The sequence below is a fragment of the Bacteroides sp. RCH18 genome, assembly GCF_058231005.1.
Window position 1 is genome coordinate 987,635 of sequence record NZ_JBIPTC010000002.1, and the last position, 12,229, is coordinate 999,863.

A 12,229-nucleotide genomic window follows, 5' to 3' on the forward strand; every position below is an offset into this window, starting at 1 on the left:
TACTACTGTTTTATTCATTTTTTACTATGTTTAGATTCATCAATCTTTGCAAAAAGATCCGGCAACATAAAATAATTATAATCTGCTCGTGTATTTTGCTCGTAGAAACAGAAATAAAGTTTACTGTTTGCTGCGAGCGGGCAGCGCCCTGCGAGGACCGGACGGTCTGTTCGTTTCCCCGATTCATAAAGCAAGAGGGGAGTCTTGTCCTGACGGCCGTTACTCAAACGGATATCGTCAGTGGGAGTGACCGCCTGCAAGGTGCGGAGTTTCATACTTTCACCATAATAACAGGTGAAGGCTTGCCCTTCTACACTGAACACGTTTATATCCATGTCCGGCTGACAGTCTCCGAAGCTCCAGAATAAGGTATCGGCCTGCTGCAAGGAGGTGACCGCTACTTCGAGAATAAAGCCGCGGGTATCCGGCAGGGCTTCCCACCGGAAAGCGATTCCTTTCACTTTTTCCTGAGGAGCCAGCCAGTGACTGTTGGTTCCTTTCGATATTCCCAAACGGAAAGTTCCGGCGGGAGGAGTCAGTTGCTGCGCCTGTACGTTAATGAGGCAAATTGCCAGCAGTACGACGGTCAGTAGTTGTTTTAACATAGTCGAAGTGGATATTACTTTGTTCATTTTCCTTTAATACAATAGCATCTTTGTCTTTGACGTCCAATGTTATCTCCGATAGATTAAAGTTTCTCGTATAGCAGATTTTCCCCGGTTTATTGGTCTGCGCTTCGATGCCGTAAAGATAGAAGTTTTCCAGACGCAATGTATCATTCCAGCCCGAAGCGGAGATAAATTCATCTACATTTTCCGCTTTTACCTGCGAGAGGTATATGTCACGGAATCGCGGATACCCTTTTTCGGGTGGTTCTACCGGAGTCAGCATCACTTTCCAGTGCTCCGGAATCTCCTTGTCTTCATATTCTTTGGGCAAAGTGCTGTAGCTGTAACTTGGATTCCAGTTTAAGTCAGCCGCCAATACCTGACGGACATTTTCTGCGCTGACACGGGTCATGTAGATATTCTCAATGGTTCCCCCACGGTTCATGGCACTTTTCAGTCGCAGCACGGTATACGTGCCGACAGCTTTAAGATCATAGCCTAATACATTGCGGATGCTGCCGGAAGTTTCGCTGCCGCAGGTAATCAGTCCCGCTCCTTTGCGGGCTGTGCAGTTGCGCACTACCACATTCTCTGTCGGACGGTTCACACGTAGTCCGTCCGCGTCCCGTCCCGATTTGATACAAATATTGTCGTCGTTGCAGTCTACGTCACAGTTCTCGATCAGTATGTTGCAGGAGGAGTCGATGTCGATGCCGTCCGTGCTTGGACCGTGCCCGCCGATGTTATTGTTGATAGTCAGTCCGTCTATGGTACAATAGTCGGAATAGAGAATCTGACATCCCCAGAATCCCGTGCGCATCAGGGTGAAACTGCTCAGTGTGATGTCCGAACTGCGTTCGACAAGGATTCCCCGTACACGTTTGCAGTCGTAATCCACTATCCAGCGTAACCCTCTGGCTTCGTATTCTTTCCTCATTTCCCAGTATTTATCCCAGAAGACTTTTCCACGGCAGTCCAGTGTACCTTCTCCGCTGATGGCGGCGTTCTTCTCGTCGACAATGTTGATCACTGCTGCCGGCCATGTCATCTCTATCCCTGCTATACGCGAACGGAATTCGGGATAATGGTGGATGTCGGGGCTGGCAAGCAGAGTTACCCCTTTGCCAATCTGCAGGTTTACACCGCTTTTGACAAACAAGGCTCCTGTCTGGTAATACCCCGGTTGCAGGACAACCGTTCCTCCGCCGGAGACAGCGCAACTGTCGATTGCTTTCTGAATGGCCTCTGTGCTGAGTACGGTACTGTCTGCTACTGCGCCAAAGGAATTGGCGGATATAATCATCTTGTCTCCGGGAAGTTGGCGGCTGCCTACGCTGTCTGCCCACGATAAATCCGGTTGCTGAGGTACCTGCCCCCATTCGAAGCTGTTGCCGGCTTGTTTGGCAGGAGTGCACGCTATCGTCAACGAGCCTGCCAGAAGTAGGGGAAGGAGGTTTTTAATTCTCATATAGTCTTTTAGTATAGGATTCTTTTAATTTCCATCCGGTTTCTCTATTTCCGTGAACGGTGAATCGTTCCAGTGGAAAGTATTCACATCGTCCGGATGTGCGGGATTGTATGCCGGGTCTATTTTCAGATGCTTCGCCAGTTCGGGAACGGCTTTCTTCATCCCTTCGATGACGCATTGGGCGATCTGATAGGCACCGTAAGGATTAAAGTGCGTATTATCTGCAAAATCCCTGGTCTGTCCCGGATACGTTCCTGCCGGATAGTGGACGAAAGCACGTTTGGAAGTGTCCGGTCCCAGCGCCTCGTACAGGGTGCGTGTCATTTCATTGAGATCGATCAATGGAACATTCTCTTTGGCTGCCAGCCAGCGCATCGCTTCCGGATAGTCTTCGTGTGTGTCGCGGATATGTCCGTTGGCGTCGAAACTACGACGCTGGGTAGGAGTGACAAGCACCGGATGCGCTCCGCGTGCACGTGCTTCGTCAATGAATGTTTTCAGACTGGTCATGAAGGAGTAATAAGCCCCTTTGCCTGGTCCTTTCTGCTTTTGGTCGTTGTGGCCGAACTCCATAAAGAGGTAATCTCCCTTTTTGATCTGGCTTAAAGCCTTCGCCAGTCGTTTGGCTCCGATAAAGGTATTTGCCGATTCGCCGGATTCGGCATAATTGGCGATACAGACATCGGTGCCGAAGAAGTGAGGAATCATTTGTCCCCAGCTGGCCCACGGCTCGTTGTCCTGATCGACTACCGTACTGTTGCCGCACAGGAATACGGTAATTACAGACGGGTCGGCAGGCTCGATGCTGATGCTCTGACATACAGGAGCGTCACCGTTAAATTCCAGTGTCAGTTTGTCGTCCCAGTTCAGTTTCGTCTTTTCACGGGGTTTGATGCGTACCGATTCTTTGTCGGAAATGCGTGGATTCCGTTTGTTGATGATAAATGTCTCGTCTGTGAACTGCCCTTTCCTGGTGGGCAGATTATCGATGAAGAGACGGCGTGATTCGCCTCGTACAGTAGTTACGCCTGCCTGCTTCTTGCTTCCGAGACGTACGGTTACTTTGTAGTTGCCGTCCGGCACGCGGACAGAAAAGAAGAAAGGTGCTTTGCTCCCTTTTTCGGGAGTGGGTGCAAGGTCATATCCGTATCCTGTTTCCTCGCTGTAGCGGGGGGCGTCTGCCAGTTGGAATGTGCGGGCTTGTTCCTGAGCGCTGATAGCTGTTGCTGTCAGCAGCAGAAGTCCGAGAAATGTTGTTTTCATATCAGTCGTTAATGATTTTAATTAATTTTCGGTTTTAGTTCGTCGGGTGAATCTTTGGTATAGGATTTCACGTCTCCCGCCACTTTGGTGAATAGTTCCTGAATCAGTTCCGGAGCGATATTCGCTGTCGGGCGGAAAGCATCGGAGTTCATATAGTCAAGGATGGCTTTATGCATCTGGCGGGCAACGACCCGTTTTTCCGGTTTCGAAGTGATGTCCATGCTGGTCATCATCAATTTGCCGTTCAGTACGTTGGCTTCGAACAACATTCCGATTTTCCGGTTGATAAACCAGGTGTCTATGCTCTGGATAGTCGGTTGGAATTCGGCCGGGAATCCGGTGAACTGCATAACCTGTGCTTTGTTCAGCAGTTCCCACCATTGCAGGTTGCTGTGATATTCGGTCGGGAATTCACGGAAAAGCGGATGATATTCGTTGAGGAAGATGCCTGTGGTATGAGGCGGACGCATCTTGAACCAGGAAGTATTCCAGAAGACAGGAGTGAAGTATTGTTTCACTTCCTTGCCATACTGGATTTTTCCGGCTGCCATGATCAATACGTTTCCTCCTTCTTGCAGGATGGAGATTGCCTTTGCGTCCAGTGTATCGGTGGTGTAAACATTGCCCTGAGTCAGTTCTACCTGTGCGGGATATACCCAGAAGTCCCAGTCATTGACGGTATCGCTGCCTTCGATACGAATTTCCATATTCAGCTTCTGCGGTCTAGTGATTCCGCTTAGCTGCATGTCTACACTTCCTAGCGGACAAAGATTTCCGACTGGTATATTCTGAATGCCTACAGTGCCGTGAGCGTATACTTTGCCATATTCATCCTTAATGCTGTATACCGTTTTGGCTCCCTGCAGAGGGGCTGCTCCGAAATGGGACACTTCGATATCGGCATGGAAAGTCTCGTCGTTGGTATATACGAATTTAGGAATACGTGCCAGCGGGACGGTCGGGCTGCAGAAACGTCTGAACTCATCTGCGTTGATATAGCCTTTTTCTTCAAAGAAGACATCCAGAAGACCTACTAATGCAGTTCCCTGACCGGAATAGTCGTTCAGTGCCAGCAACTGGAAGCCTGCATAGTCGGGTGTACGTAATGTTTTCTCGATTTCGTGTTTGTAGCAGATTGCCTGAAGCTTGCCCGAAGCCATCATAAAGTCGTGCCCCATGCTGCCCATGTGATTATCATTCAGAATATCACGGAAGATTTCAAAGTTCTTGGCCTTGTTTACTCCGGTGTATTTGCGTATCTCGCTGAAATTCGGGAATGCACACCATTGTCCCGTCTCATGAGAGACGTACGGTTGCTTCACGGAATCGATCTTGGCGCGGTAGTCGGACATACTTTCCGGTTGCGAGCCTGCCCAGCTAAGCCCCCGTGCACCGGCTTTCACATGATATTGATTGTGGGGCTGCCATTGCCAGCTACCACCTACGGAAGCTCCTGTGTATACGTGGCGAGGGTCGGTCGCTTTCCAGTAATCAACGAATTTGCTGACCCAAGGTACCCAGCGGCCCGAAGGTTCGTTGCCGCAAGCCAGCATACAGTAAGAGGCGTAATTGCCGTATTCCTTGGTCAGAGCGATGGTTTCGTCCATCAGATATTTGTCAATCGGCTGCCCGTTGCCCAGTCTCGGACCGTGATTAGGCCAGCTGGGACCTTCGGGTTGCAGATAAAAACCAACGAGATCGGCAGCGATGAAGGCTGCTTCCGGCGGACAGAAAGAGTGGAAACGCATATGGTTCAATCCATAGTTGCGGCAGATGCGGAATACCCGTTCCCAGGAAGCTAAGTCCATCGGTGCATAACCTGTAAGCGGGAAATCGCAGTTTTCCACTGTACCGCGGAGCATTGTCTTGCGTCCGTTGACGTAGAACCATTTGCCTTCTATCTTGAAATCACGCATACCGAACTGTACCTGTTTCTTTTCGGACTGCTTGCCGCTATTCAGCATGGCTGTCAGTTTGTAGAGTGCCGGATTGAACTCATCCCACGTCAGGAAGTCTTTTCCCATCGGTAGTTCCATTTCTACCCGGTTGTCTCCTGCCTGAATACGAAAGCTCTGCTGAACAGGGGGGACGTTGTGGCGGGTATCCGTATTAAAGCTTTCGGCAGAAAGTGTTATTTCTCCTTTGGCCGTAGAAGAGGATTTTATATTCATGCGTACCAGCGCTTTCCCATTGTTCAGATCAGGATATACCTGTATATCGTCGAAATAGACTTTGGGAGTTGTCTGCAGTTCGATTTTACCTACGATTCCGTTCCAGTTGCCCTGTGTCTGGTCGGTGATGCTATGTGAATCCGGACCGACATTGATCTCTTTAATCCGGTTGTCAACCCGGATAGTGATCCGGCACGGCTTGCCGGGAGTGACGGCCGAGGTCAGGTCGTATACATGAGGAACACAAAGGCTGTTTTGCATACCGATTTCTTTCGTGTTTACCCATACGGTCGTTTCAATATGCGGGCGTTCCAGAAAAAGGAGAATCCTTTCCCCTTTCCAGTCGGATGGGATTGTCACTTTCTTTTGATACCAGGCGACACCTACATAGTGCTTGTCGGGAGTCAGGAAGAAAGGTAATTTGACTTGCCCTTCTATCCGGTATTTCTCCATGTAAGGATTGAAATAGTAAGAACTGTCATATAAACTTCCTGTCCATTGGGTACGTGCGGTTACATTGTCCCCTTTCAGCTTTTCGGGCATGGAACCGGGTAAGTTGATAGACTCGTCGAGCGATTTATTGAACCATTGTTCTTTTATCCCCCCATCTTCCCGGTCTATCTGGAAATCCCATTTTCCGGATAGGCTGAAAGAATGGTTTTGCCCTGTTGCGGTCAGTACAGAGGCGAATACAATGGCAATACTTACTAAAAGTTGTTTCATGATATGTAGAATTGATATGTTTTCCACTACGTTTAAAAATCTGCTGCTAAAGTAGAGCTTTTGAGTAATCCATAAAATAGAAAGATGTACAGATACATAGAATATTGTATCAAAAACGGCTTTTATGGCGGTTGGTGTACGAAACTACATGAATATGACAATATATCCATCATCATTCATTTCTGAAATTTTGCAGGATGCCATATCTTTGCGAAGTAAACTTTTTAATCTTAAAGTGAACCATGAAAAAAGTATTTGCCTGGATGGCTTTAACTCTTTGGTCGGTAATGACAATCTTTGCAGGTGAGACTGCTTATCTCTTTTCTTATTTCATTAATGACAGCAAGGACGGTCTGCATCTTGCCTACAGTTATGATGGGCTGAACTGGACTCCTTTGAACGGTGGACGTTCTTTCCTGACTCCGGCTGTAGGTAAAGATAAATTAATGCGTGATCCTAGTATATGCCAGTCTCCCGACGGAACATTTCACATGGTCTGGACTTCCAGTTGGACGGACCGGATTATCGGATATGCTTCTTCCCGTGACTTGATTCACTGGAGTGAGCAACAGGCTATACCCGTGATGATGCACGAGCCGGAAGCGCATAATTGTTGGGCGCCGGAACTCTTTTATGACGAGCCTTCGGAAACATATTACATCTTTTGGGCGACTACCATCCCCGGACGTCACAAGGAAGTGCCTACCAGCGAAAGCGAAAAAGGACTGAACCATCGTATGTATTATGTCACAACGAAGGATTTCCGTACTTTCTCAAAGACGAAGATGTTTTTCAATCCCGATTTCAGTGTGATCGATGCGGCTATCGTGAAAGATCCGACACAGGGAGATCTGATCATGGTCGTCAAGAACGAGAACTCCAATCCTCCGGAGAAAAACCTGCGTGTGACACGCACGAAGGATATTGCCAAAGGTTTTCCGACGAAGGTATCCGCCCCGATTACGGGAAAATATTGGGCAGAAGGACCGGCACCTCTTTTTGTGGGTGATGCGCTTTATGTGTATTTTGATAAGTATCGTGACCATCGTTACGGAGCTGTCCGTTCGCTGGATCATGGTGAAACGTGGGAAGATGTATCCGATCAGGTTTCGTTTCCGAGGGGAATCCGCCACGGGACTGCCTTTGCGGTGGATGCTTCCGTCGTAGAGTCTCTGATAAATGACCGGAAGCATCAATCTGTAAAGGCACAAACTTCTTCCTGGTTCAGCGATAAGGACCTGACATTGACAGGAGTTTACTATTATCCCGAACACTGGGATGAAAGTCAGTGGGAGCGTGATTTCAAGAAGATGCACGAACTGGGATTTGAGTTTACGCACTTTGCGGAGTTTGCATGGGCGCAGCTGGAACCGGAAGAGGGACGCTATGATTTTGCCTGGCTGGATAAAGCAGTAGCTCTTGCCGCCAAATATGATCTGAAAGTCATCATGTGTACTTCGACTGCCACGCCCCCGGTGTGGATGAGCCGGAAGTATCCCGAAATCCTGTTGAAGAATGAAGACGGTACGATTCTTGATCATGGTGCCCGTCAGCATGCCTCATTTGCTTCGCCGCTCTATCGGGAATTATCGTATAAGATGATCGAGAAACTGGCACAGCATTATGGCAATGATTCCCGTATTGTCGGATGGCAGCTCGACAATGAACCTGCCGTACAGTTTGATTATAATCCGAAAGCGGAACTGGCTTTCCGTGATTATCTCCGTACAAAATACAATAACGACATTCAGTTGCTGAATGACGCATGGGGAACCGCTTTCTGGAGCGAAGCTTATTCGTCTTTTGATGAGATAACCCTCCCTAAGCGTGTCCAGATGTTTATGAATCATCATCAGATTCTGGATTACCGTCGTTTTGCCGCAAAGGAGACCAATGATTTCCTGAATGAACAATGCCTGCTGATCAGGAAATATGCGAAGAATCAATGGATAACTACCAATTATATCCCCAATTATGACGAAGGTCATATCGGTGGCAGTCCCGCACTCGACTTCCAGAGCTATACACGCTATATGGTGTATGGCGATAACGAAGGCATCGGCCGTCGCGGTTATCGGGTAGGGAATCCGTTGCGTATTGCATGGGCGAATGACTTCTTCCGTCCTATACAGGGTACATACGGTGTGATGGAGCTACAACCGGGGCAAGTAAACTGGGGCAGTATTAATCCGCAACCACTTCCGGGAGCTGTCCGTCTGTGGATGTGGAGCGTATTTGCCGGTGGAAGCGATTTTATCTGTACATATCGTTATCGGCAACCTTTATACGGCACGGAGCAGTATCATTATGGAATAGTGGGAACGGACGGCATAACGGTTACTCCCGGTGGAAGAGAATATGAAACCTTTATAAAAGAGATCCGGGAACTCCGTAAACATTATGCTCCCCGCGAAACGAAACCTGCCGATTATCTGGCCCGTCGTACCGCCATTCTTTTCAATCCCGAAAACTCCTGGAGCATCGAACGGCAGAAACAGAACCGCACATGGGATACTTTTGCACATATCGAGAAATATTACCGGACTTTAAAGTCATTTGGTGCACCTGTTGATTTTGTCTCCGAACAGAAGGACCTGACAGAATATCCTGTGGTGATAGCTCCTGCTTACCAACTGGCTGATAAAGAATTAGTAAATAAATGGATTGCCTACGTGAAGAATGGCGGTAATCTTGTATTGACCTGCCGTACAGCACAGAAAGACCGTTATGGCCGTTTGCCGGAAGCTCCTTTCGGTTCTATGATTACTCCTCTGACGGGAAATGAAATGAACTTTTATGATCTGCTGTTACCGGAAGATCCGGGTACTGTTGTCATGAATGGAAAGCAATATGCGTGGAATACATGGGGAGAAATATTGATTCCCACATCAGATTCGCAGGTCTGGGCAACGTATGCCAATGAATTCTATGAAGGTGGTCCTGCCGTCACGTTCCGCAAGCTGGGCAAAGGCACGGTGACATATGTCGGAGTGGACAGCCATAATGGTGCATTGGAAAAAGATATCTTGAAAAAATTATATGCACAACTGAGTATTCCCGTGATGGATTTGCCTTATGGAGTTACGGTGGAATACCGGAATGGTCTGGGGATAGTGTTGAATTATGCTGATCGTCCTTATACATTCAACTTACCTGAAGGAAGTAAGGTTTTGATAGGGACGAAAGAGATTCCGACAGCAGGGGTATTGGTATTTTCATTATAATATGTTGGTTCAGGTATAGTTTTTAAAGGAAAAAAAGTAAAGAATAGATGATGAGATTGATAATTATAGCGTTGGTAGTTTGCAGTTGCTTACAGGTTTTTGGTCAGGAAAGGTTTCCTGACGGTAAGTTAATACCGGACTGGTTCAGAAAAAATGAACAAGTAGATATGAATACTCTCGGAACAAAATACCGAATTACGGATTATGAGGTAATAAATGACAGTACGCTACTGCAAACGGAGAAAATTCAGGCAGTGATTGATCTGGCTGCGGAAAATGGGGGAGGCGTGGTGGTAATCCCACAAGGTACTTATTTGAGTGGTTCTCTGTTTTTTAAACCCGACACTCACTTGTATCTGGAGGAAGGAGCTGTTTTGAAAGGAAGTGATGATATTAGTAACTTCTCGATATTACCGACACGCATGGAAGGGCAGACACTGAAATACTTTGCTGCTTTGGTTAATGCGGACGGTATGGACGGTTTCACTATTTCGGGTAAAGGAATGTTGAATGGTAACGGACTTCGGTATTGGAAATCATTCTGGTTGCGTCGTTCTGTGAATCCGGATTGCACGAATATGGATGAGTTGCGTCCCCGCATCATCTATTTATCCAACTGCACAAATGTGCGGATTGACGGAATCAAAATAGCCGATTCTCCTTTCTGGACTAGTCATTTTTATAAATGCAGCTATCTGAAGTTGACAAATCTTCGTATCACATCTCCTCACGCTCCCGTAAAAGCTCCCAGTACGGATGCTATCGACCTTGATATATGCAACAATGTGCTGGTTAAGAATTGCTATATATCTGTCTGTGATGATGCTATTGCGCTGAAAGGCGGAAAGGGACCTTGGGCGGATAAAGATCCGGATAATGGAGGAAACTTCGATATCATTATTGAAGATTGTGATTATGGATTCTGCCATAGTGCTTTGACATGCGGCAGTGAATCGATCTATAACAGGAATATCATATTTCGTCGGTCGATGATGAATAGTCCTAATTGCCTGTTGCGTCTCAAAATGCGTCCGGACACTCCACAAAAGAACGAATATATATTAGTGGAGGACATCAAGGGAAATGTCCGTAGCTTTTTAGCTATTGCACCTTGGACACAATTCTATGACTTGAAAGACCGTAAAGATATACCTCTTTCTTATTCTAATCACATTACGATGCGCAATATAGATATTGATTGTTACGTGTTTTTTGATGTTAAGAAGTCCGACCAATATAAATTGTCCGATTTCTGTTTTGAGAATCTGACAATACGGACTAAGAAAGGGAAAGTGGATCAGAGTATAATTGAATCGTTCACAATGAATAATGTGAAGATAAACCAGTAATGTAGAGATTAAAACGATATTATGATGAAACAGAACTTCTTAAAATGGATGATAAGCATGTGCTTGGGGCTGTTGTCTGTAACCACTGTTATGGCGGGGGATAATTATAAAACAGTTAAAGTAAAAGCTCCTTTTCCGATGCAACCGATTAAAGTTTTTATTTATCCGGATCGGGATTTTAAGATAACGGATTTTGGAGCAGTATCGGGCGGAGAGGTGAATAATACAAAAGCGATTGCTGATGCTATTGACGCATGTAATAACGCAGGTGGCGGTCGTGTGATTGTTCCGGCAGGCACTTGGTTGACGGGACCTGTACATTTTAAAAGTAATGTAAACCTCTATTTAGAAGAAAATGCCGTATTGAATTTTACAGATAACCCGGAAGATTATCTTCCGGCAGTGATGACTTCATGGGAAGGGTTGGAATGTTATAACTACTCACCGCTACTGTATGCATTTGACTGTGAAAATGTGGCAATCAGCGGGAAAGGGACATTACAGCCGGAGATGAGTACATGGAAAGTATGGTTCAAACGTCCTAAACCTCATCTGGAGGCACTAAAGGAATTATATACCAAAGCTTCAACTAATGTACCTGTTATAGAACGTCAGATGGCTGCCGGCGAAAATCATTTGCGTCCGCATCTGATACATTTCAATCGCTGTAAGAATGTGATGCTGGATGGATTTAAAATACGTGAGAGTCCGTTTTGGACTATTCACCTTTATATGTGTGACGGAGGTATCGTCCGTAATTTGGATGTGCGGGCACATGGACACAATAATGATGGTATTGACTTTGAAATGAGTCGTAACTTTCTGGTCGAAGACTGTTCTTTTGATCAGGGAGATGATGCTGTTGTAATCAAAGCCGGTCGTAATCAGGACGCATGGCGCCTAAATACACCTTGTGAGAATATCGTGATCCGTCATTGTCAGATATTGAAAGGACATACCTTACTAGGCATCGGCAGTGAGATCTCCGGTGGTATACGGAATATCTATATGCATGACTGTACAGCACCTAATTCAGTGATGCGTCTTTTCTTCGTGAAAACGAATCATCGCAGGGGAGGATTTATAGAGAATATCTATATGAAAAATGTAGCATCCGGAACAGCCCAACGGGTACTTGAAATAGATACAGAGGTACTTTATCAGTGGAAGGACTTGGTCCCGACTTATGAAAAGCGAATCACTCGTATCGATGGCATCTATATGGATAAAGTAACTTGCGAATCGGCAGACGCGGTATATGAACTGAAAGGAAACGCTGAACTTCCTGTGAAGAATGTGCGGATAAAGGATGTAAAGGTTGGTTCGGTTAAGAAGTTTGTGAAGAAAGTAAGTAATGTTGAGAATGTGGTAGAAAAGAATGTAACTAATTCACGGAAAGATTAAAAGTAAATAGAGAATATAA

The 12,229-nt window shown here is 46.4% G+C and carries 7 protein-coding genes; 3 read left to right on the forward strand and 4 right to left on the reverse strand.

Features of this window, described 5'->3' with window-relative positions; genetic code table 11:
• Nucleotides 1-14: 14 nt before the first annotated feature.
• Genes ACHLI0_RS19105 through ACHLI0_RS19120 form a run of 4 tightly spaced genes read right to left on the reverse strand, consistent with a single transcriptional unit; the run spans nt 15 to nt 6,233 of the window.
• Nucleotides 15-605 carry a DUF4450 domain-containing protein gene (locus tag ACHLI0_RS19105; RefSeq protein ID WP_008764363.1) on the reverse strand — a complete coding sequence of 197 codons (591 nt, stop codon included), beginning with the start codon at nt 603-605 and terminating at the stop codon, nt 15-17.
• A complete protein-coding gene (locus ACHLI0_RS19110; RefSeq protein ID WP_490749846.1) occupies nt 556-2,076 on the reverse strand; it encodes a glycoside hydrolase family 28 protein in 1,521 nt (506 codons plus the stop codon). The genes ACHLI0_RS19105 and ACHLI0_RS19110 overlap by 50 nt, the downstream gene beginning before the upstream one ends.
• A 24-nt stretch (nt 2,077-2,100) precedes the next feature.
• Complete coding sequence (locus ACHLI0_RS19115) at nt 2,101-3,339, reverse strand: rhamnogalacturonan acetylesterase (RefSeq protein WP_055216702.1); 1,239 nt, start codon at nt 3,337-3,339, stop codon at nt 2,101-2,103.
• Nucleotides 3,340-3,356: 17 nt separating this feature from the next.
• Nucleotides 3,357-6,233, reverse strand: coding sequence for an exo-beta-1,4-galactosidase (locus ACHLI0_RS19120; RefSeq protein ID WP_490749847.1), 2,877 nt, complete (start codon nt 6,231-6,233; stop codon nt 3,357-3,359).
• A 287-nt stretch (nt 6,234-6,520) separates the two neighbouring features.
• Here ACHLI0_RS19120 and ACHLI0_RS19125 point away from each other — a divergent pair, with 287 nt between their 5' ends.
• The 3 genes from ACHLI0_RS19125 to ACHLI0_RS19135 are packed head-to-tail and all read left to right on the forward strand — an operon-like array spanning nt 6,521 to nt 12,210.
• The gene (locus ACHLI0_RS19125; protein ID WP_490750169.1) at nt 6,521-9,457 is read left to right on the forward strand and encodes a beta-galactosidase; all 2,937 of its coding nucleotides are present in this window, start codon (nt 6,521-6,523) and stop codon (nt 9,455-9,457) included.
• A 50-nt stretch (nt 9,458-9,507) separates the two neighbouring features.
• A complete protein-coding gene (locus ACHLI0_RS19130) occupies nt 9,508-10,806 on the forward strand; it encodes a rhamnogalacturonidase (protein ID WP_490750170.1) in 1,299 nt (432 codons plus the stop codon).
• A gap of 24 nt (nt 10,807-10,830) precedes the next feature.
• Nucleotides 10,831-12,210, forward strand: a complete 1,380-nt coding sequence (locus tag ACHLI0_RS19135; RefSeq protein WP_490750171.1) for an alpha-d-galacturonidase — start codon at nt 10,831-10,833, stop codon at nt 12,208-12,210.
• Nucleotides 12,211-12,229 lie beyond the last annotated feature (19 nt).